The sequence below is a fragment of the Mucilaginibacter sp. P5_A4 genome, assembly GCF_056400605.1.
This window is the reverse complement of sequence record NZ_JBFUKX010000042.1, coordinates 1-20,593: the sequence shown is the minus strand read 5'-3', so window position 1 is coordinate 20,593 and position 20,593 is coordinate 1. Positions and strand designations below refer to the sequence as shown.

Here is a 20,593-nt window from a genome sequence, read left to right as displayed (position 1 = left end):
TAAAATTATGGGTCACAGATATTGTTTAACGCTTGATTTGGTTGATGATGCCAACCTGATTGCCGAATACGAGAAATACCATCAAATCATCTGGCCCGAAATTCATAAAAGTATTACCGACTACGGTATTACCAGTATGGAAATTTACCGTTTTGACGTAAGATTGTTTATGATCATGGAGACAGATGATAGTTTTAGCTTTGAAAAGAAGGCTGCCGCTGATGCTGTCAATCCCAAAGTGCAGGAATGGGAAGCCCTGATGTGGAAATATCAGCAACCTTTAAAAGGTGCGCTCAAAGGCGAAAAGTGGGTTTTAATGGATAAAATATTTTCGCTTTAAATTATTGCCAATTACACAACTAAACATACACATCTCATGCTAAAAAAACTGCAATTATTAGTAATGCTGGCGCTTATAACCGCATCCTCGGTATCGGCCCAAAAAATGATAGGTAATGAAACCGACGCCCAAAAGGATAAACGTATGGAGTGGTGGAAAGACAGCCGCTTCGGGATGTTTATTCACTGGGGCTTATATTCGGGCGCCGCAAGGCATGAGTGGGTAAAGCATAATGAAAAGATTGATAATGCAGGTTACCAAAAATATTTCGACCAGTTTAACCCGGATTATTTTGATCCGCAGAAATGGGCCCGCCAGGCTAAGGCTGCAGGTATGAAATACGCGGTGCTTACCACAAAACATCACGAAGGTTTTTGCCTTTTCGATTCAAAATATACTGATTATAAAGCGCCAAACACCAAAGCCAAACGCGACCTCGTACGTGAATATGTAAATGCCTTCAGAGCTCAGGGGCTGAAAGTAGGTTTTTATTATTCACTGTTAGATTGGCATCACCCTGATTATACTATTGACGAGATTCACCCGCAATCACCTGCTGATAAAAGCGATGCCTCATATGCTAAGCTGAATAAAGGCCGCGATATGGCCAAATACAGGCAGTACATGCGTAACCAGATCACAGAGTTGTTAACTAATTACGGTAAAATTGATATCCTTTGGTTGGATTTTTCATTCCCGCGCAAGGACGGACATGGCAAGGGAAAAGATGAATGGGGAGCTGTTGAATTGTTAAAACTCATCAGGAAATTACAGCCGGGTATCATTGTTGATAACCGCCTTAACCTTGAAGAATATAAAGATGGCGCCGATTTTGAAACCCCGGAACAGGTAAGCACTGCCGAACTGGCCAAATACCGCGGCAAAACCTGGGAAACCTGCCAGACATTTTCGGGCTCATGGGGATATTACCGCGATGAGAATACGTGGAAAAGCCATCGTCAATTACTTGATCTGTTGATTACTTCGGTAAGCAATGGTGGTAACCTCATCCTGAATGTTGGCCCTACCGCCCGCGGCGAATTTGATTACAGGGCAACAAGGGCGTTGGATAGCCTGAGTCATTGGATGCATGCCAATGATAAGTCAATTTACAACTGTACCTACGCACCCGATACTTATAAAGTACCCGAAGGCACCAAACTCACCTATAACAAAGCAACCAAACGTTTATATGTACAGTTGTTTGATTATCCAAAAGGAAAGCTAATTTTGCCCGGCTATAAAGGAAAGGTGAAATACGTGCAGTTTTTAAATGATCACTCCGAGCTGTTATTCAAACCCTCGGGATCGGATGACCTGGAAGTAACCCTTCCGGCTAAGCCTGATTACGAGATCCCGGTTATTGAATTAACGCTCAATAATTAAGATAAAGATTAAGACAAAGGAATTTGATATAATGTCGCAAAAAGAAACATTTTTAAAAATTCACCCGCATGATAATGTGCTGGTAGCCCTGCAAAACCTGGAGCAGGGAACTATAATAGACTTTGAAGGGTCAACCTTTCCGTTGGTTGATCGTGTGGCCGCCAAGCATAAGTTCGCCATAAACGAATTAGTGCAGGGCGCCGAAATTTATATGTACGGCGTACTGGTTGGTAAAGCCACCAGTACTATATCAAAAGGAGGTGTACTTACCACTGCCAACGTACACCATGCTTCAGACAGCTTTCGGTTAGGCGAGCGTAAATTGAACTGGCATCAACCAGATACCGGTAATTTTAACGGCAAAACTTTTAACGGCTATCACCGCACCGATGGCTCGGTTGGTACGGCCAACTACTGGATAGTAGTTCCGCTTGTATTTTGCGAGAACCGCAACATCCAGGTATTAAAGGAGGCCTTGGTTGATAAGTTGGGCTATAAAAAAGCTAAAAGCTATGAAGGGGATGTTGAGCAATTGATGGAGCTTTACCGGGCAGGAAAATCTGTTGAGGAGATATTGAATGCCGATATACAGGCAAGCATTGATAAGCCAAACTCAAAACGGTTGTTCAAAAATATTGATGGAATAAAATTTTTAAACCACAGCATGGGCTGCGGTGGCACCAAGGATGATTCTGTTGCGCTGTGCGGGTTGATTGCCGGTTATATAACCCATCCAAATGTTGCAGGGGCAACAGTGTTAAGCCTGGGCTGCCAGCATGCGCAGGTGAGCATATTACAAGCCGAGATTGCAAAACGCGATCCTGCTTTTAATAAACCAATGGTGGTGCTGGAGCAGCAAAAAGTAGGTACCGAAAGCGAATTGTTACAACAAGCTTTGAAACAAACATTTGCAGGTTTGGTACAGGCCAATCAAACCCAGCGCGTGCCTGCGCCGCTTTCAAAATTATGTATTGGTTTGGAATGCGGTGGGTCTGACGGTTTCTCTGGTATTTCGGCTAACCCGGCTTTGGGTTATGTGTCTGATCTGTTGGTTACTTTGGGCGGTTCGGTAATTTTATCTGAGTTTCCGGAGCTTTGCGGGGTTGAACAGGAGTTGAGCGATCGTTGTACTGATGAGGATATGGCCAATCGTTTTATGCATTTAATGACCACCTATAACGCACGTGCCGAGGCCGATGGTTCGGGCTTTTATGCCAACCCTTCTCCGGGTAATGTACGGGATGGGTTGATAACCGATGCCATTAAATCGGCGGGAGCAGCAAAAAAAGGTGGTACATCGCCGGTAACCGCGGTTTTGGATTATCCAGAAAAGGTAACCAAGCCGGGATTGAACCTGTTATGTACACCCGGCAGCGATGTGGAAAGTACTACGGCCGAAGTAGGGTCTGGTGCTAATGTGGTATTATTTACCACCGGTTTGGGTACACCAACGGGTAACCCGATTACCCCGGTGATCAAATTATCAACTAATACTGTTATGTTTGAGCGCATGCCCGATATAATTGATATCAACTGCGGTACCATTATAGAGGGAAATGAAACCATTGAGCAGGCTGGCGAGCGCATTTTAAATTACGTGATCCAGGTTGCCAGCGGCGAAGCCGAACCAAAATCAGTAAAGCTTGGCCAGGATGATTTTATACCATGGAAGAGGGGAGTGTCGTTATAAGTGCCTAACCCAACCCTCTCCAAAAAAAGAGCTTTAAAAAATTGGCAATATAAATTTGTCATGCTGAACGAAGCGAAGCATCTGTTCGCCACTATGCACATTAATTATGCATAGTCCGCTGATAGATCCTCGTTCCTCAGGATGACTGTGAATATGAAGAGATAAACGTTAAACTCAATATGTTTAAACTAACTAATAAATCAGTAGTAATAACCGGCGGCGGCAGTGGGATAGGTAAGGCCATGTCTGTACTTTTTGCGCAGCAGGGCGCTACTGTGCATATCATCGAACTAAATGATAAAGCTGCGGCCGATACAGTAAGCGAAATTGAAGCTGCAGCCGGTAAAGCCAAAGGGTATGCCTGCGATGTAAGCAACCAGCAACAGGTTTTGGATACTTTTACACAAATAGGGGTAATTGACATTTTAATTAATAACGCGGGTATAGCGCATATTGGCCGCGCGGATACCACCAGCACTGCCGACTTTGAGAAAGTGTTTAATGTAAACGTAAAAGGTGCATACAATTGCCTATACGCTGTTATCCCGATGTTAAAAGCAAATGGCGGCGGGGTTATATTAAATACTGCATCAATTGCAGCCAGCGTTGGCATTACCGATAGGTTTGCCTACTCGATGAGTAAAGGTGCTATACATGCCATGACGCTATCTGTTGCGCGCGATTTTCTGCATGATAATATCAGGTGTAATTGTATTTCGCCGGCACGGATCCATACACCTTTTGTAGATGGCTTTATTGCTAAGAACTATGCCGGGCAGGAAGCTGAGATTTTTGAGAAACTTTCCAAAAGCCAGCCAATTGGCAGGATGGGTAAATCTGAAGAGGTAGCTGCATTGGCACTTTACTTATGCTCAGAAGAAGCCGGATTTATTACCGGGACAGATTACCCAATCGATGGCGGATTTATTACCCTAAACAATTAGAAAACAGATATTAACAATACCAACATATGAAGCTTATCCGATTTGGCGAAAACGGCAAAGAAAAAACAGGAGTGATCCTTGAGAATAAAAAATACGATACTTCGGCTTTTGGCGAAGATTATACTGAGCAATTTTTTGAAACAGATGGACTTGCCCGTTTAGCAGCTTTTATAAAAGACGCACAACTGCCACAGGTTGCGGATGATGTGCGTTTAGGCAGCCCAATTGCCCGTCCGTCAAAAATTATCTGCATTGGTTTAAACTACGCCGATCACGCCCATGAAACCAATGCGCCGCTACCGCCCGAGCCGGTAATTTTTATGAAGGCTACCACAGCTATAGTTGGGCCGTTTGATGATATAGTTGTACCCAAAAATTCTGTAAAAACAGACTGGGAAGTAGAGCTCGCTGTAGTTATAGGCAAAAAAGCATCTTATGTAGATGAGGCCGGCGCAATGGATTATGTTGCAGGATATGTATTGCATAATGATGTATCTGAGCGCGAGTTTCAATTGGAGCGTAACGGCACCTGGGATAAAGGCAAGGGTTGCGATACCTTTGCACCGCTCGGCCCGTTTTTAGCAACTGTTGATGAAATTGAAGATCCGCATAACCTCAACCTTTGGTTAAAAGTTAACGGCGAGATCATGCAAAAAGGCACTACCTCAAATTTTATATTCAACTTACCACAAATAATATCATATACCAGCCAGTTTATGACCTTGCTGCCTGGCGATATTATTTCAACAGGAACCCCTGCCGGTGTCGGCCTGGGTATGAAACCTCCTGTTTATTTAAAGCCAGGCGATGTGGTTGAGCTTGGGATTGATAATCTTGGTGAATCAAAACAAAACGTAATAGCATATGGATAAAATAGATTCGCACCAGCATTTCTGGGTGTTTGATCCGGTCAGGGACAATTGGATCAATGATGAAATGGTGGTGCTCAAAAATGATTTTTTACCTGCCCAACTGTTGCCTGTTTTACAAAAAAACGGGATAGATGGTTGCGTAGCAGTACAGGCCAGTCAAACAGATGACGAAACGATGTTTTTGTTAGAGCTGGCTGCCGAAAACCCTTTTATAAAAGGTGTAGTAGGATGGGTTAATCTCATGGCTGATAACATCGAAGAACAACTTGAGGCGTACGGACAGTATAACCAGCTTAAAGGTTTCAGGCATATATTACAGTCCGAACCGGATAAGCAATATATGCTGCAGCCTGCTTTTCAAAATGGTATTTCTGCGCTGCAAAAGTATGGTTATACTTATGATATCCTGATATACCCCGAACATTTGCCCTATGCGGCACAATTGGTTAGTAGTTTCCCCGATCAGAAGTTTGTGGTTGATCATATGGCCAAGCCACCCATCAAAACTAAGGAAATCAAAGACTGGCAGAATGATATCGAATCATTAGCCAAACATCAAAATGTATATTGTAAAATCTCGGGCATGCTCACGGAGGCCAACTGGGCCCACTGGGAAGTTGCAGATTTTACCCCATACCTTGATGTAGTACTTAACGCTTTTGGCGCAAACCGCATCATGTTTGGTTCCGACTGGCCGGTTTGCCTGCTGGCAGGGGCCTATAAGGGTACCATGCAGGTAATGCACAACTTTATTGAAAAATTATCTGCTATTGAGCAGGAATTGTTTTTTGGCGGTAACGCCGTTTCGTTCTATAACTTATAGTCATATCAAATTGATAGTACCACTTTCATTTTGATAATTCTAAGCTTACTGGCTTAAAGCTTCGTAAGTTTTTCATTGACAACCTTATGCCGGTCACCTATGTCGGCATCTATAAGGTTTACAAACATTGTAAGCAGTTTCTGACCGGGGTCAGGGCTAACTTTCTTACAAATGTGCACACTCCGCATCTACCTTTATTTTTATTGAACAGTAACAATTGCTTAAGAATAGGCGTTGGTATATTATTGGCACATATTTAGCTATATGATTGTTATGATTGCTGCTGAAATTTTAAACCGATAAGTAGTTCTACTTTATTTACCGTTTTAGATGTGCATTCTAAATAATTTATTTAAAACGTCATGTATATTATTTTATTCCAAATTGCCGCCCTGCTTGCTGTAATCATTTTACCGGTATTCATTATTCGTGCTAAAAGGCGTAAAAAATCCAAAAACGTAGTTAAGTACAGGATTGATACTGATACCACTTATGCCCGCTATGCCATCAACGAAAATGGTTTTCTTGAAGAAATAAACCAGGATAAGCTTTACAAGCATAAACATTAGTATTTATACAGCACAAAATGAAAGACGACTGTCCCAAATTAAGGGCAGTCGTCTTTTTAGTATCGGGGGAGTATCAAGTATTTAGTATCAAGTATCAAGTAAAAATTGCAAGGTATTTCCCTGCCTTGATACTCACTTTTGTGTCAGGTACCACATTATCTGCAAGGTGTATTTTCCTGTCTTGATACTTGATACTAATTACTTGATACTTACTAAAATTAATGCTCATCAGCACTTGGGCCGTAGCTGCCTGGTATAGGAATATTAAGCAGGCGTAAATACACGCCTAACTGCGCCCGGTGGTGCACAATTTGCGAATAGGTCATCCTGATCACCTCGCTCTTTGTGGATTTATTTAGCACCTGGTCGCCGTTGCTCAGCGTCCATGTTTTAGAAAATTCCTTTTCATCGGCTTTCTCTAAAGTGGCTTTACCGCTTGCCAATGATTTTTCATAAAACTTTAACAGGTCGGCAGTATTGCCTATCGGTTCAACTTTATAGGGGTTACGGGCAAAATCAAGTCCGTCGGTAGTAAGCGCCATGGTAACCCAGGCTGGTAGCTCGGCAATGTGTGCTGCCAGGTGCTGTACGGTCATGCTTTTTTCATGTGGTTGCCACTGAAATTTTTCGGTTGGTACACGCTCAAGCATTTTTCGGGTGGTTTGAGCTTCCTGCTCCATTTCTTTTAATAACATTGGGATGATTGACATAGCTTTTTGTTTTTGATTATGATTCAAAGTAACAACCGGCCAATGACAGCCCTATGTCAGCAGGGTTTTATAAAAGATAAAAAACTTTAAATTAAGTTTGTTAACTAATTTTAAATAGGTCAATCTGTTGCAATTGATAATTAAGGTCTTATGAAGCAATCCCAAACTAAGTAGGTCGGATCTGCGAAGCTACTCTGTAAGTTGGGGATTGCTTCGTGCCTCGCAATGACGGTCTTTTTATTTATTTTTAAACAGCTTCTTAGCTTTTAGCTTTGTGTATTCAGCTTTTAGCTTTTTTTTGCTAAAAACTGGTGGCTTAACTTATATTAGTAGAGGTTTTAAACCCGCCTTTATGAGAAAGATATCCTTGTTTTTTTTACTGTTAAATTTTACCGCCTATGCCCAGCAACATAAAAAAGCGGTCATTATGCTTACCTATGATGATGCGCTTGCATCTCAATTAAATATTGCTATCCCGCAGTTGGATTCTTTGGGGCTTAAAGGAACTTTTTTCCTTATAGGCAATATCGGGCAGGCTACCATCCCACGTTGGCGCCAGGTAGCTTTAAAAGGGCACGAGCTGGCTAATCATACTTTATATCATCCCTGCCTCCTTACTTCAGTTAAAGGCAATCCGGCAAATAACTCGGCCAACTATACGGTTTATACGATGATCCGTGAAATTGCAGAAATGAACAACCTGCTGTTCGCCGTAGATGGTAAAACAAGCCCGCGTACTTATGCTTATCCTTGTACCGAAGTAACTGTTGGCGGCATTAAATATGTTGATTCATTAAGGCAATCGGGTCTGGTAAAATACGCCCGCATTGGCGGCGGTCCCGATGCGGTGATCACCGATTTTAAAAAGCTCGATCCGTTACTGGTACCTGCCTGGGGAATACCGACAGGTGTTACCGGCGATGAGCTGATTGCTTTTGTAAAGAAGGTGCAGCATAGCGGCGGCGCGGGCGTACTAATGTTTCATGGCGTTGGGGGCGATTATCTTACTACGCCTGCAGCTGCCCATAAGCAATTACTGTTATACTTAAAGCAGCATGAAAAAGAAATTGAGGTAACCACCTTCCGGGCAGGGATGGATGGGGTTGCCAAAGCCAATCATGATTAATATACTTGGTTCTCCAATTATAACCATGAAACGTATTTTTCTTTACCTCCTGTTTGCTTTGCCGGCTACATGCATGGCACAAAGCCTTGTTGTTGACAATTTATCGTGCGAATACCTGATAAACCCGGTAGGTATCGATATAACACATCCCCGGCTAAGCTGGAAGATAGTTTCAACACAAAATAACACACTACAGCAGGCCTATACCATTACAGTTGCAACTGATGCCTCTTTTTCATCGGCAAAAACGGTTTGGAATACAGGTAAGGTAACTTCCGATTCATCGATACTGATCACCTACAACGGCACGGCTTTAAAATCGGCTACGCGTTATTACTGGCGGGTAAAGATCCGGGATAACCACAACCATACATCGGCCTGGAGTAAACCCGCGTATTTTGAAACCGGCCTGCTTGCCACAAGCGACTGGACGGCCAGCTGGATACAGCCCCTGCAGGATAGCCTGCGCAAAGTACCTGCCCAAATGTTGCGTAAACAATTCACCGCATCAAAAAAAATAGTATCGGCAAGGGCTTATGCAACCGCGCATGGTTTATATGAATTATACATTAACGGTCGCAAAGCAGGCAACCAGGTGCTCACCCCGGGTTGGACGGAGTATAAAAAACGCTTGCAATACCAGGTTTATGACGTAACCGCTATGCTGCAACAGGGCGATAATGTGATTGGGGCTATGCTTGGCGATGGCTGGTTCAGAGGAACTGTAGCCTATAAAAACCAATGGGGCTTTTGGGGTAAAAAACTTGCCTTACTATGTCAATTGCAAATCACTTATGCTGATGGAACGGTAGAAAACATCAATTCTGACAGTTCATGGAAAAGCACCCAAACCGGCCCCATAACACTTAACGGGATTTACGACGGCGAAAACTATGATGCCCGCAAAGAGATACCCGGCTGGGCAAATAAAGGATTTAACGATGCCGCCTGGACACCTGTAAGCGTTGTGGATATAGATAAAAAAACACTGGTAGGAGTTGAGAGCGTTCCGGTACACAGGATTGCTGAACTTAAACCTATAGCCATTTTTAAAAGTGCCAAAGGCACCCAAATAGTCGATTTTGGGCAAAACCTCACTGGTTGGGTCCGCCTTAAAGTAAACGGTCCGGCAGGAACAACCGTCAATATCAAACACGCCGAGGTGCTGGATAAATTTGGTGAGTTTTATACGGCCAACCTGCGTGGAGCTACTTCAACAATCAATTATACCCTGAAAGGCGGTGGAGATGAAGTATTTGAACCTCATTTTACCTTTATGGGTTTCCGGTATATTGCTGTGGAAGGCTTCCCGGGAGAGTTGAAACCCGGCAACTTTACCGCGGTGGTAGTGCACTCAGATATGGGCGTAACCGGCGAATTTACCTGCTCAGATACCATGATCAACAAACTGCAGCACAATATTTTATGGGGACAAAAAGGAAATTTTTTAGATATTCCTACCGATTGCCCGCAACGGGATGAGCGTTTGGGCTGGACTGGCGACGCGCAGGTTTTCTCGCGTACGGCAGCATTTAATATGAATGTGGCGCCTTTTTTTGCCAAATGGATGAAGGATGTCGCGGCAGATCAGTTCCCGGATGGAGGCGTGCCTTTTGTGGTGCCCGATGTTTTGCAAACCAATAATACAACTTCGGCAGGTTGGGGAGATGTAGCCGTTATTGTGCCCTGGACAATGTACCAGGTTTATGCCGATAAACGCATCCTTCAAACGCAATACCCCAGTATGAAAGCTTATGTTGATAAGATCATCAAAAGAGCCGGCGCGAACCGGATCTGGAAGGGCGGCAGTGTTTTTGGCGACTGGCTATTCTATCGTCCCGGCATCTATGATTTTTCGGAACCTAATGGCTATACCAATCCGGATATGATAGCTACGGCTTTTTACGCGTATTCATCAAAACTACTTAGCCAGGCTGCCGGTGCTTTGGGTAATACTGCCGATGAAAAAAAATATGACGATGTTTTTGAGGAAGTAAAAAAAGCATTTATTCATAACTATATGACGCCTACAGGCCGCATATTTGCCGATTCGCAAACGGGCTATGTGCTGGCCTTAAAGTTTAACCTGGTGCCCGATAGCTTAAAGAGCAGGGCAGCCGCTTATTTGGTTGAGGATGTTCGCAGCCGTAACAACCACTTGTCTACCGGGTTTTTGGGTACACCTTACCTGTGCCAGGTACTATCACAAAACGGCTATGCTAATGTGGCTTATGACCTGTTGCTGCAAAAAACCTATCCCTCCTGGTTATACCCTGTAAAAATGGGTGCAACCACCATTTGGGAACGCTGGGATGGCATCAAAACCGATAGTACCTTTCAGGATAAAAGTATGAACTCCTTTAACCACTACTCATACGGCGCCGTTGGCGATTGGATGTACCAGAACATAACCGGTTTGCAGATTGGCAAGCCTGGCTACAGGTATATTGTACTGAAGCCGCAGCCAAACCCTAAATTTACATTTGCCAAAGCCACTTTCGAAACCATGTACGGGCAGGTGCTTTCGGCCTGGGAAGTTAAGGATGGTGTAATGCAGGTGCACGTTAAAATTCCGGCTAATACAACAGCGGGTTTAACCCTGCCAAAGGCTCACCCCGAAGATGTAAAACAGGATGGTAAGCCGGTAACCGGCGCCAGTACCGATGTTGATGGTGTTACTGTACAGCTTGGGTCTGGCGAGTATACATTTAATTATCCCTGGGTGGTGGTGAATGAAAAGATTGCCTCAAAGCAAATCAGATAAATATATTATTCAACCAACTGGTTAAACAACCTATTTAGTGTTGCCTCCGCATCAGTACACAAACCCGGATGCACCTTTGACGATTGTACCACGGTGCTGCGCGTGGCTGTAAGCCAGCGAAAACGGGAGGCTATATCCAGTTTGGCTATAGGGCCTGCAAGTAAGTCGCCATTGGTGATTTTTTCAAACGAGTTGATATTATCCTTCAGGCATTCCAGATCCAAACCAGGTGCAAAAGCGCTGATCCTGGCTTCATCAACCTGCAGCATGGCTTTTAAAAACTTTTGCTTTGGGCAATAAACTATAACGCCGATATTTATAAACTCCTCGCGCTCTACCCTTGGTACAACGCGTATTACGGCATACTCAAATAGTTGATCGGGCATGGTTGGCTTCATTTACAAATATTGCCGATGATGCAATACGGGTTATTAAAAATTGAGTGTAAACTTCCCTGCGTTCCGCCGGCGTACCATTTCCAGATTCATCTGTAAGCCAGTCGTCAGGAATTAAATTTACAATATTACGAATATGTTCGGGTGTTAAAATGTCATGAAACTCAGCATCAACCACATCCAATTCTGATGCCTGGGGTAGCAGCACATGGTCTTTAACCTGTACAAAGGGTCTTTTAGCTGATTCTTCCCAGTTATGCCAGGAGTGATGGAAATACAAGGCAGCGCCATGATCAATAAGCCAGAGCTCCTTATGCCACATCAGCATATTGGTATTGCGCGGGGTTCTGTCTACATTGGTCAGCAGGCAATCGAGCCATACTATTTTTGATGCCAGCTTTGCATCTAAGGTATTAACCACCGGGTCGTAAGTTATAGCACCCGAAAGATAGTGTAAGGCAAGGTTAAGCCCGACACTAAACTTCAGCAGGTCCTGGATCTCTTCATCCGCTTCCGACCGGCCAAAGGCTTCGTCAAGGTTGGCAAATACCAGCTCGGGTACTTTTAAACCAAGCAGGCGCGCAATTTCGCCGCCAATAAGTTCGGCAATTAAGGCTTTAACACCCTGCCCGGCGCCGCGAAATTTAAGCACATATAAAAACTCATCGTCACCCTCGGCAATGGCCGGTAGTGAGCCGCCCTCGCGCAGGGGGGTTACATAGCGGATCACTTTAATGGTTCTGAGTTGTGGTTCAGCGTAATTCATAGACAAGGCGAAAATTAGGGCAAATTTTTGAGAAATCAGTAAGCCGATTTTTTATTTCCTTCATCCCAAAGATAAATCCTATTTTGGGCGTATATAACAACATGCAGGCATATATTTTAGGTATCGATATTGGCACAGGCAGCACAAAGGCTGTTGCGGTTGCTTTAACCGGCGAGGTATTAGGCGTTACGCAACAACATTATGCTATTAACAGTCCCGAACCCGGTTACAGCGAACAGGATCCCGTACTGATATGGCATGCTTTTGTGGAATGCCTGCAGGAGGTTACCACTAAGATAGGGTTTGGGCCACAGGCTATAAGCTTTAGCAGCGCCATGCACAGTATTATACCTGTTGATGAGGCTGGAATACCATTAGCCCCGATGATAACCTGGGCCGACGCGCGAAGCGAAAAGATAGCACAGGCTTTAAGGGATTCGGCAAAAGGAGAAGAGATTTACCGGATAACAGGTACGCCAATACATGCCATGTCGCCGCTATGCAAGCTCATGTGGATGCGTACTAATAAACCGGAGCTGTTTTCCCGGGCCGATAAGTTCATCTCGATAAAAGAGTTTATCTGGTTTAACCTGTTCAATAGCTTCCAGGTAGATTATTCCATTGCATCAGCAACCGGACTATTTGATATTTTAAAACTGGAGTGGAGCGGGGAAGCCTGTACTTTGGCAGGTATATCTCCTGATAAATTATCGCGCCCGGAGAACACTACTTATTATCGTAACGATTTAGATGCTGATAAAGCAACCTTGCTTAACATCCCGCAAAAAACAAATTTTGTTATTGGTGCAAGTGACGGGGCCTGCGCCAACCTGGGGAGCCATACCACCGGACCAGGCATTGCAGCTTTAACAATTGGAACCAGCGGAGCCGTCAGGATCACCAGCCCGAAGCCGGTTTACAATTTCGAGGGCATGACCTTTAATTACCTGCTTAATCAAAATACTTACGTATGCGGCGGCGCGGTAAATAATGGCGGCATTGCCATTAATTGGCTGCTGAATAACTTTTTGCAAAAGGATAAACTTGCCACAACAGATTACGACGAGCTGTTTAACGCTATTGATACTGCACCGGCCGGGAGTGATGGCCTGCTGTTTTTACCTTACTTGTATGGAGAGCGGGCCCCCCTTTGGGATACCAAAAGCAGCGGGGCATTTATTAATATAAAACCGGTACACACCAGGGCGCATTTTTTAAGGGCGGCATTAGAAGGGGTTTGTTTTGCTTTGTACGATGTGCTTAAAACTGTTGAGGATGCCTCGGTTAACATTATCCAGGTTAACATTAGCGGGGGCTTTGTAAGCTCGGGTACGTGGACGCAGGTACTGGCTGATATCACCGGAAAAAAACTGATGGTATCGCAACCCGAAGATGCATCGGCAGTTGGGGCGGTTTACCTGGCCATGCAGGTGCTGCATGCTGAAAGTTACAGCAGTTTAAGCCACATTAATAGCCAAACGGCCATCCAACCAAATGAAGAACATCACAAAATGTACAGTAAACGTTTTGTGCTATTTAAAAAGCTTTATAAAGATTTAAAACAAACGATGCACCTGATGAACGATATGGATGTTTAGTAAACGCCAATGCACTTAAGTTGCATTGTTTTTACCCTGTTTTACCTGAAGCCGAGCGCACGTGTAAAGCGGTAACAACAGTAAACTATAACGGGTGCCGCAAGTATATCTACAGTGTAATGGATGTGTTGAACCATCAGTAGCAGCATTACAATTAAAGTAGCTGCAAGCGCAATACGCTTATCGTTCTTCCGCTCAAGGTTAAGGTAGATCATAACCAGCGTTGCAGTATGACCCGAAAAGAAAAGATCTTTAGTAATAGCTGCATGGCCGTAAAAGTAGCCTGTGAGGGGATCAACCAAAGGAATTAACCCAGCAGGTGGGTCAAGTTTTACAAAACTCAAAGTTATAAACCGGGCTATACAAACAAATATAAGTGTCCAAAGATAGGTCATGCCCAATGCTGGTTTGTATAGTGCCCTTATCATCATGAGTATCGCCATGCCCCATATAATGGCAAAAATGGGTACCGATACATCAAAGGCAGGTAAATGAGCCAGGAACCAGTCATTTAATACCATGCCGTGTCTTTGTTCAATACTCCTGAAAAAGGAGGGCATAATATTAAGGATGGCCACAATAAGCATAGTACCTACAATAAGCCTGACACGCTTTAAGCTCGTGTCAAATGCATTTTGCCAGTTAAGTTTTATTTTGTATAGTGCTATCAGTGTCACAGTTTCATCATAGTAATAGTCTGCAAAAGTAATTTATTGACGCTTGTATTAAAAATATGTTACAACAATGTTAATTTAATTTATCAAAAATAATACCATATATTAAAAGCAATATTGTTGCATTTGATTTATATTTGCAGCATGGATCTTCATAAAACCTCTGCCCGGTTGGATAGCATTGGAATAACAGCCTCAACTATATGCGCCATTCATTGCGCCGTAGTGCCATTATTATTTACCAGCCTGCCGTTAATTGGCCTTGGCTTTTTAACGCGCCCGTGGATAGAGTGGGGGATGATTGTTTTGGCGCTGCTGATAGGCGTGTATTCGATAGGTTTATCCTTTCTCCGCAATCATCGCAAGCCAATGCCCTTAATTTTATTGGTTGCAGGGTTTTTTATTATAATACCTGGTCATGCTTTTTTAACCGGTGTAACGGAGAGTTTTATTGTGCCTGTTGGAGGGTTAACAATTGCTTTGGCACATTATGTAAACTATAGATATGTGGGTGCGTGCAGGCATGAACCTTCACGTTATAAATAAATCATACCGAACTCGTTTCGGCACCCCATAAGCACGGTGTACAGTATGCAGACTGCCCATCCTGTGAAATATTGAAACAAGTTACCCATGGCAAGTAGGAGAATCCCAGACTTACGAAGTTTTTAAAACTTCGTAAGTCTTTCGCCGATTTGTCATTCCCCCTTCAGAATTTCGCGAAATTTTACCACTCAGGATAGCAATTGGAATTTAAAACCCAAACTCTCCATACTCTACAACTGCCGAATCGCAAATGTAGGTGGGGACAATGCCGGTGGCAATTATCCGGTTCTCGGCATCAAAAGGCAGGGTATTACCTGATAGCACCAGGACTGTATCCAGCCCAAATTTATTGCCGCCTAAAATGTCGGTTTGCAGGGTATCGCCAACCATAACTATATCTTTTTTGCTGATTGGCCTTTGTTCGCGCAGCAGGTCATAAGCAAACATGAACATCTGCGAATCGGGTTTACCAAAGCGGATAAACTCTTTGCCAACAATTGCTTCAATCATGCTGGCCAAACCACCAACGGCAATGGATACATCGTGCTTGGTTCGTGGATAGGCCCGGTCTGTATTGGCTACAATAGCAGGTATGGTTCTTTTGCGTAAAATATTTACGGCCTTGTTCAGGTCATCAAACCAATCAAAGCCTTCGTCGTCCAAAAATACCAGGGCGTTTACCTTATCAATATTGTCCTCGTTTATCTGGCTTACCGGCAACGTATGCAAACCCGAGCTATCGATATAATGTGCCGAATCGGGTGTACCCAAATAGGCCACAATACCATCGCTTACCTTCAAATCAAGATAATCTTTGGTAAGCATGCCCGATGATATGATCCTGTTGGGAGTTATGGCAAGCAGGCCTTTGGTATTATATGATTCTGCCAGTTGCGCCGGGCTTCGTGATGCATCATTGGTAACAACGTAATATTCTTTATTTTGCTGTTCCAGGTAGTCGAAAGTGCGCTCTATACCGGGCAGCAGGCCCTTATAGTTTTTGAGTACACCAAATGCATCAAAAAAAACAACTTTATACCTGTCAACGATGGATTTAAAGTTTTCTATTCGTTTCATGCTTATGTTTGATGTAATGAGGCTGCAATATGCTTAAATATTAAAGCATTGCCTATTTTAATTTAAGTGCATCGATGATCTTTTCTGCATCAAAGTCCCTGTCGACCGACGGAAGGTATGTATTAAAGGCCTCTGTTTGCAATTTTTGGGCATATTGTTCACTAAAAAAGTGTTTTCCATCTTTTATTACATAGTTCAGGATAAAAAAGCGGTAAGCCTCCTTCATAAACCTGATCTCATCGGCGGTAAGCGGGTTTACCTTGTGATATTCTTTCAGGAACAGTATAAACCTGTCTTCCATCATGGTATTGATCACATAGCTAAATACCGTGCGATCTCCTACGTTTGATACCACACGACTGAAAAAGTAAAAATCCAACACCCGGTAGCTCATCCTGAACCAGTCATAATCCCAGCGCGAATAAAGTTCAAGATTTGGAGTAACCGAGAAGTTGCCTATGTTCCAGTCGATGAATACCGGGATGATCTCGAACGAGCTCATGTTGTATTTCGACCGGTTTTTCATAAAGGTATCGCAGTGATACTTCAGGAAATCGGCCTGCATGGCGCTGCCAAACTGTTTCTCGTTGGTTTCCAGCTGGTGCATCAAGGCAGAAATATCGGTACGTAACGTTTTTGAGGATTTGGGTAATACATTTTTGACCCTTGAACAAGCCTTATGAAATTTACCAACCTGCTGGCCAAGCTTTTTAATTTGATTTTCGTCCAATCTGCGCGGTAAGCGGTTTAATATGCGGGTAGGATTATAAAAAACCACCCAGGCATCTGTTTTGCCGTGTTTGTAATGGTAAATATATACCCTGTTATTTTTAAGCAGGGAACGGGCAAGTAAATTTTCGAACGGGTAAAGCAGGTTATTGGCTAACGTTTGGATGATGCGGTGATCTTCTTTAAAGTTTTCAAACTTGCCAAAATAAGATAGTTTAGCTATGATGATATCATCATCATCAAAAGTAATGCGGTACACATGGTTGGTAGATACCATTGCGCTGATATCCTCAATAAGCCTGATGGTTTTTGAAGCATCATAACCTTCCCATGCTTTTTTAACAATGATGGAATAATCCATTTTTAAAATTGGTTTATAATTAGAATTTTGCGGGTGCAAATGTGCGCAATAATAATCAGATTATCTCAAAGTACCTTTTCAATTCCCAATCCGTAACATGTTTTGCATATTGGCGGTGCTCCCACAGGCGTGTTTGGGTGAAGTGCTCTACAAAACCCTCTCCAAAAAGCTCCCTGGCAACAGGCGAGTTTTGCATATCTGTGGCGGCATCAAACAGGTTTTTGGCCAGCACGCCGTTGCTTTTATCCTCATAGCCATTACCTACGGTAGGCTGTATGTTTAATGGTAATTTATTTTTTATACCGTATAAGCCCGAAGCCAAGGCGGCGGCAATAGCCAGGTAAGGGTTGGTATCTGAACCTGGTATGCGGGTTTCTAACCGGGTATAACCAGGTGTTGTGTTTATAACGCGCAGTGCCGTGGTACGGTTATCTACCCCCCAGGTAATGGTGGTAGGAGCCCAGGCACCTTCAACCAAACGTTTATAACTGTTAATGGTTGGGGCATACATAGGCAGCAGGTGCGGCAGGCAGTATAACTGACCAGCAAGATAATGCTTATGCAGATCGCTCATTTTGTTTGGATCATTGGCATTGTAAAACAGGTTGTCGGCTTTATCTTTACTCCAAAGGCTTTGGTGGATGTGGCCGCTGCAGCCAGGCAGGTTTTCGGACCATTTGGCCATAAATGATGCCATAATGCCGTGCTTATAAGCAATTTCTTTAACGGCGGTTTTAAAAAGTACAGCTTTATCGGCAGCAGCCAAAACCTCATCATGAGCAATGGCTGCTTCGTAAACGCCAGGGCCTGTTTCGGTATGCAAACCTTCTATCGGGATATTGAATTGCGTAAGCAGGTTAAACAGGTCGTAATAAAAATCGCTGTTTTGCGAGGTTCGTAATATGGAATAGCCAAACATTCCCGGCGTAAGGGTATTGATACTGGTAAAGCCCTTGTCGTTGATGGATTGCGGTGTTTCCCTGAAGTTGAACCACTCAAACTCTTGTGCAAATTCGGCGTGGTAGCCCAGGTCTTCACATTCTTTTACTATTTTTTTTAACAAACTACGCGGACAGGCCGGGAGTGCATCGCCGTTAGGATCGCTATAATCGGCCAAAAAGAAGGGGATATTGTCCTGCCACGGTATGTTACGAAGGGTATTCAAATCAATACGGCAAAGTTTATCGGGATAACCGGTATGCCAGCCGGTAAGCTTTACGTTATCATAACAGGCATCACTGCTATCCCACCCAAAAACCACATCGCAAAAGCCATAGCCGCTTTGCAGGCCTTCAATAAATTTTTTAGGATGAATAACCTTGCCACGCAAAACACCATCAATATCGGCAAATGCAAATTTTATTTTCTGGATGTTATTTTCTTCTATATACGCTTTAATCTGTTCGTGGTTCATGGTATAAAATATAAGGCCGGTTTCAATTTAGCAAGGCCGCCATTATGGTGTAAACATAAAAAAATGCCTTTAGTGTTTACAAATATTCATACGATTTAGGTATTACCTTTGTTTGCAACAGTTTTATTTAATGTCAACAACAAACCAGTATTTATTTGTTTATGGAACGCTGCTCATGAGTGGAAATGAGTTTGGCAATTATCTGCAGCAACATTGTACGCCGGTGGGGCTGGGCAAATTTAAAGGCAGGCTTTATGATGTTGGTGAATACCCGGGTGCTATAGCTGATACAAATACACAACAATATGTTCATGGCGGTATTTATTTAATGGATGAGCCAGGCAGCATATTGAAAACAATTGATGATTACGAGGGCATTGGCCCCGCCGAACCACAACCTCATGAGTATGTAAGGGAGTTGGTTGAAGTGGAAGCAGCTCATGGAGTTGTAACCTGCTGGGTTTATCTGTATAATTGGCCGGTTAACAAACTTGCACAAATAGTTAATGGCGATTATTTGCAGCACCTTACTAACAGAGCTGATATATAAGGCATAAAAAAATCCCCTGGGTGTTTTACAACCAGGGGAAAATTAAAATTAGAAGTATATGTGGGGGATTAAACTTTAGCTGTTTTTACAGTTTTAATAATCACCGCTGCTACTTTATATGGATCAGCAGCCGAGTTAGGACGACGATCTTCAAGGTAACCACTCCAGTTATGCTCAACAGCGTAAAGTGGGATACGGATAGAAGCACCACGGTCAGATACACCATAGCTGAAATCGGTAATTGAAGCAGTTTCGTGTTTACCGGTTAAGCGCTGATCGTTATCGGCACCGTATACAGCAATACACTCAGTAACCGCAGGACGGAATGACTCGCAGATAGCTTCGAAAGTAGCTTTGCTGTTTGCAGTACGTAAAGTTGTATTTGAGAAGTTAGCGTGCATACCAGAACCGTTCCAGTCTAATTGACCAAGCGGTTTGCAATGCCAGTTGATAGATACGCCATAGCTTTCGCCAATTCTTTCTAATAAATAACGTGCAACCCAAATCTGGTCACCAGCTTCTTTAGCGCCTTTAGCAAAAATCTGGAATTCCCACTGACCTGCTGCTACTTCGCCATTAATACCTTCAACATTTAAGCCGGCTTCTAAACACACGTCTAAGTGTTCTTCAACAATTTCGCGGCCGTAAGCATTATTTGCGCCTACAGAGCAATAGTATGGACCTTGTGGGCCTGGGTAACCGCCAGCCGGGAAACCAAGTGGTTTATTAGTTTTAGGATCCCATAAAAAGTATTCCTGCTCAAAACCGAACCAGAAATCATTATCATCATCCTGTATAAGGGCACGACCGTTTGACTCATGAGGTTTACCTGTTGAATCTAAAACTTCGCACATTACCAGGTAAGCACTTTTTCTTTGTGGATCTGGCACTACAAAAACTGGTTTTAAGATACAATCTGATGAGCCACCTGGTGCTTGTTCGGTTGATGAGCCGTCAAAGCTCCAGTTATCCAGATCTTCTACTTTACCGCTGAAATCTTTTACGATCTTTGTTTTGCTACGCAGGCTTTGTGTTGGTTTGTACCCATCAAGCCAAATGTACTCGAGTTTAGTTGCCATTTTTAATTAATTTGTAAAGTTGGGGTTCTATTGATAGTTTTTGTATTAATCTCGCCAATTAATAAGGCGAATTTAAATCTTTTTTACAAAAATCACTATGATTTAATGTTTTTTTTATAATTTTTTTCAGTAAACACCACTAATTAACTGTAAATACATAATATTTAACTTAAGAAACCG

At 43.2% G+C, this 20,593-nt stretch carries 20 protein-coding genes; 12 read left to right on the top strand and 8 right to left on the bottom strand.

Features of this window, described 5'->3' with window-relative positions; all coding sequences use genetic code 11:
* The first annotated feature begins 7 nt into the window (after positions 1-7).
* The 7 genes from AC1DQW_RS20955 (at position 8) to AC1DQW_RS20925 (ending at position 6,624) form a co-directional block, all read left to right on the top strand.
* Positions 8-340: an L-rhamnose mutarotase gene (locus tag AC1DQW_RS20955; RefSeq protein ID WP_477455844.1), complete on the top strand. Its 333-nt coding sequence runs from the start codon at positions 8-10 to the stop codon at positions 338-340.
* 36 nt (positions 341-376) lie between these two features.
* Entirely contained in the window at positions 377-1,726 is a 1,350-nt protein-coding gene (locus tag AC1DQW_RS20950; RefSeq protein ID WP_477455843.1) for an alpha-L-fucosidase, read from the top strand.
* A gap of 31 nt (positions 1,727-1,757) precedes the next feature.
* A complete protein-coding gene (locus AC1DQW_RS20945) occupies positions 1,758-3,416 on the top strand; it encodes a UxaA family hydrolase (RefSeq protein WP_477455842.1) in 1,659 nt (552 codons plus the stop codon).
* 179 nt (positions 3,417-3,595) lie between these two features.
* Positions 3,596-4,360 (top strand): SDR family NAD(P)-dependent oxidoreductase, encoded by a 765-nt coding sequence (locus AC1DQW_RS20940; protein ID WP_477455841.1) that lies wholly within the window; start codon positions 3,596-3,598, stop codon positions 4,358-4,360.
* A 26-nt stretch (positions 4,361-4,386) separates the two neighbouring features.
* Positions 4,387-5,232 (top strand): fumarylacetoacetate hydrolase family protein, encoded by an 846-nt coding sequence (locus AC1DQW_RS20935; RefSeq protein ID WP_477455840.1) that lies wholly within the window; start codon positions 4,387-4,389, stop codon positions 5,230-5,232.
* The gene (locus AC1DQW_RS20930) at positions 5,225-6,055 is read left to right on the top strand and encodes an amidohydrolase family protein (RefSeq protein ID WP_477455839.1); all 831 of its coding nucleotides are present in this window, start codon (positions 5,225-5,227) and stop codon (positions 6,053-6,055) included. The genes AC1DQW_RS20935 and AC1DQW_RS20930 overlap by 8 nt, the downstream gene beginning before the upstream one ends.
* A 362-nt stretch (positions 6,056-6,417) precedes the next feature.
* Entirely contained in the window at positions 6,418-6,624 is a 207-nt protein-coding gene (locus AC1DQW_RS20925; protein ID WP_477455838.1) for a hypothetical protein, read from the top strand.
* A 218-nt stretch (positions 6,625-6,842) separates the two neighbouring features.
* Here AC1DQW_RS20925 and AC1DQW_RS20920 read toward each other — a convergent pair whose 3' ends face one another.
* Positions 6,843-7,334: a DinB family protein gene (locus AC1DQW_RS20920; protein WP_477455837.1), complete on the bottom strand. Its 492-nt coding sequence runs from the start codon at positions 7,332-7,334 to the stop codon at positions 6,843-6,845.
* 352 nt (positions 7,335-7,686) lie between these two features.
* On the opposite strand from AC1DQW_RS20920, the gene AC1DQW_RS20915 reads away from it, so the two are divergent.
* Both AC1DQW_RS20915 and AC1DQW_RS20910 read left to right on the top strand, forming a co-directional pair.
* Positions 7,687-8,460, top strand: coding sequence for a polysaccharide deacetylase family protein (locus tag AC1DQW_RS20915; protein WP_477455836.1), 774 nt, complete (start codon positions 7,687-7,689; stop codon positions 8,458-8,460).
* Positions 8,461-8,485: 25 nt separating this feature from the next.
* Positions 8,486-11,224, top strand: coding sequence for a glycoside hydrolase family 78 protein (locus AC1DQW_RS20910; protein ID WP_477455835.1), 2,739 nt, complete (start codon positions 8,486-8,488; stop codon positions 11,222-11,224).
* A 5-nt stretch (positions 11,225-11,229) separates the two neighbouring features.
* Here the strand turns inward: AC1DQW_RS20910 and AC1DQW_RS20905 are convergent, their stop codons facing one another.
* Positions 11,230-11,610, bottom strand: coding sequence for a DUF3037 domain-containing protein (locus AC1DQW_RS20905; RefSeq protein ID WP_477455834.1), 381 nt, complete (start codon positions 11,608-11,610; stop codon positions 11,230-11,232).
* Entirely contained in the window at positions 11,591-12,385 is a 795-nt protein-coding gene (locus tag AC1DQW_RS20900) for a HipA family kinase (RefSeq protein ID WP_477455833.1), read from the bottom strand. The genes AC1DQW_RS20905 and AC1DQW_RS20900 overlap by 20 nt, the downstream gene beginning before the upstream one ends.
* A gap of 101 nt (positions 12,386-12,486) precedes the next feature.
* Here AC1DQW_RS20900 and AC1DQW_RS20895 point away from each other — a divergent pair, with 101 nt between their 5' ends.
* On the top strand, positions 12,487-13,983 hold the full coding sequence (locus AC1DQW_RS20895) for a gluconokinase (RefSeq protein ID WP_477455832.1): 1,497 nt from the start codon (positions 12,487-12,489) through the stop codon (positions 13,981-13,983).
* Positions 13,984-14,024: 41 nt separating this feature from the next.
* On the opposite strand, the gene AC1DQW_RS20890 is transcribed toward AC1DQW_RS20895, so the two are convergent.
* Complete coding sequence (locus AC1DQW_RS20890; RefSeq protein WP_477455831.1) at positions 14,025-14,660, bottom strand: phosphatase PAP2-related protein; 636 nt, start codon at positions 14,658-14,660, stop codon at positions 14,025-14,027.
* Between the two features lie 141 nt (positions 14,661-14,801).
* On the opposite strand from AC1DQW_RS20890, the gene AC1DQW_RS20885 reads away from it, so the two are divergent.
* A complete protein-coding gene (locus AC1DQW_RS20885; protein ID WP_477455830.1) occupies positions 14,802-15,203 on the top strand; it encodes a MerC domain-containing protein in 402 nt (133 codons plus the stop codon).
* Positions 15,204-15,410: 207 nt separating this feature from the next.
* On the opposite strand, the gene AC1DQW_RS20880 is transcribed toward AC1DQW_RS20885, so the two are convergent.
* From AC1DQW_RS20880 to AC1DQW_RS20870, 3 genes are read right to left on the bottom strand one after another with little or no spacing between them, the layout of a single operon-like run.
* Complete coding sequence (locus AC1DQW_RS20880) at positions 15,411-16,280, bottom strand: HAD-IIA family hydrolase (RefSeq protein WP_477455829.1); 870 nt, start codon at positions 16,278-16,280, stop codon at positions 15,411-15,413.
* A 52-nt stretch (positions 16,281-16,332) separates the two neighbouring features.
* The gene (locus AC1DQW_RS20875) at positions 16,333-17,370 is read right to left on the bottom strand and encodes a hypothetical protein (protein ID WP_477415346.1); all 1,038 of its coding nucleotides are present in this window, start codon (positions 17,368-17,370) and stop codon (positions 16,333-16,335) included.
* A 55-nt stretch (positions 17,371-17,425) separates the two neighbouring features.
* A complete protein-coding gene (locus AC1DQW_RS20870) occupies positions 17,426-18,784 on the bottom strand; it encodes a glutamine synthetase family protein (protein ID WP_477455828.1) in 1,359 nt (452 codons plus the stop codon).
* 130 nt (positions 18,785-18,914) lie between these two features.
* Between AC1DQW_RS20870 and AC1DQW_RS20865 the strand changes: the two genes are divergently transcribed.
* Positions 18,915-19,334 carry a gamma-glutamylcyclotransferase family protein gene (locus AC1DQW_RS20865; protein WP_477455827.1) on the top strand — a complete coding sequence of 140 codons (420 nt, stop codon included), beginning with the start codon at positions 18,915-18,917 and terminating at the stop codon, positions 19,332-19,334.
* A gap of 68 nt (positions 19,335-19,402) precedes the next feature.
* On the opposite strand, the gene AC1DQW_RS20860 is transcribed toward AC1DQW_RS20865, so the two are convergent.
* Positions 19,403-20,413, bottom strand: a complete 1,011-nt coding sequence (locus AC1DQW_RS20860; RefSeq protein ID WP_477455826.1) for a glutamine synthetase beta-grasp domain-containing protein — start codon at positions 20,411-20,413, stop codon at positions 19,403-19,405.
* Positions 20,414-20,593: the final 180 nt, after the last annotated feature.

Bases quoted from the DNA above. Each gene is read 5' to 3' on its own strand.
- AC1DQW_RS20955 (WP_477455844.1), top strand. From the start codon at position 8: ATGGGTCACAGATATTGTTTAACGCTTGATTTGGTTGATGATGCCAAC.
- AC1DQW_RS20950 (WP_477455843.1), top strand. From the start codon at position 377: ATGCTAAAAAAACTGCAATTATTAGTAATGCTGGCGCTTATAACCGCA.
- AC1DQW_RS20945 (WP_477455842.1), top strand. From the start codon at position 1,758: ATGTCGCAAAAAGAAACATTTTTAAAAATTCACCCGCATGATAATGTG.
- AC1DQW_RS20940 (WP_477455841.1), top strand. From the start codon at position 3,596: ATGTTTAAACTAACTAATAAATCAGTAGTAATAACCGGCGGCGGCAGT.
- AC1DQW_RS20935 (WP_477455840.1), top strand. From the start codon at position 4,387: ATGAAGCTTATCCGATTTGGCGAAAACGGCAAAGAAAAAACAGGAGTG.
- AC1DQW_RS20930 (WP_477455839.1), top strand. From the start codon at position 5,225: ATGGATAAAATAGATTCGCACCAGCATTTCTGGGTGTTTGATCCGGTC.
- AC1DQW_RS20925 (WP_477455838.1), top strand. From the start codon at position 6,418: ATGTATATTATTTTATTCCAAATTGCCGCCCTGCTTGCTGTAATCATT.
- AC1DQW_RS20920 (WP_477455837.1), bottom strand. From the start codon at position 7,334: ATGTCAATCATCCCAATGTTATTAAAAGAAATGGAGCAGGAAGCTCAA.
- AC1DQW_RS20915 (WP_477455836.1), top strand. From the start codon at position 7,687: ATGAGAAAGATATCCTTGTTTTTTTTACTGTTAAATTTTACCGCCTAT.
- AC1DQW_RS20910 (WP_477455835.1), top strand. From the start codon at position 8,486: ATGAAACGTATTTTTCTTTACCTCCTGTTTGCTTTGCCGGCTACATGC.
- AC1DQW_RS20905 (WP_477455834.1), bottom strand. From the start codon at position 11,610: ATGCCCGATCAACTATTTGAGTATGCCGTAATACGCGTTGTACCAAGG.
- AC1DQW_RS20900 (WP_477455833.1), bottom strand. From the start codon at position 12,385: ATGAATTACGCTGAACCACAACTCAGAACCATTAAAGTGATCCGCTAT.
- AC1DQW_RS20895 (WP_477455832.1), top strand. From the start codon at position 12,487: ATGCAGGCATATATTTTAGGTATCGATATTGGCACAGGCAGCACAAAG.
- AC1DQW_RS20885 (WP_477455830.1), top strand. From the start codon at position 14,802: ATGGATCTTCATAAAACCTCTGCCCGGTTGGATAGCATTGGAATAACA.
- AC1DQW_RS20880 (WP_477455829.1), bottom strand. From the start codon at position 16,280: ATGAAACGAATAGAAAACTTTAAATCCATCGTTGACAGGTATAAAGTT.
- AC1DQW_RS20875 (WP_477415346.1), bottom strand. From the start codon at position 17,370: ATGGATTATTCCATCATTGTTAAAAAAGCATGGGAAGGTTATGATGCT.
- AC1DQW_RS20870 (WP_477455828.1), bottom strand. From the start codon at position 18,784: ATGAACCACGAACAGATTAAAGCGTATATAGAAGAAAATAACATCCAG.
- AC1DQW_RS20865 (WP_477455827.1), top strand. From the start codon at position 18,915: ATGTCAACAACAAACCAGTATTTATTTGTTTATGGAACGCTGCTCATG.
- AC1DQW_RS20860 (WP_477455826.1), bottom strand. From the start codon at position 20,413: ATGGCAACTAAACTCGAGTACATTTGGCTTGATGGGTACAAACCAACA.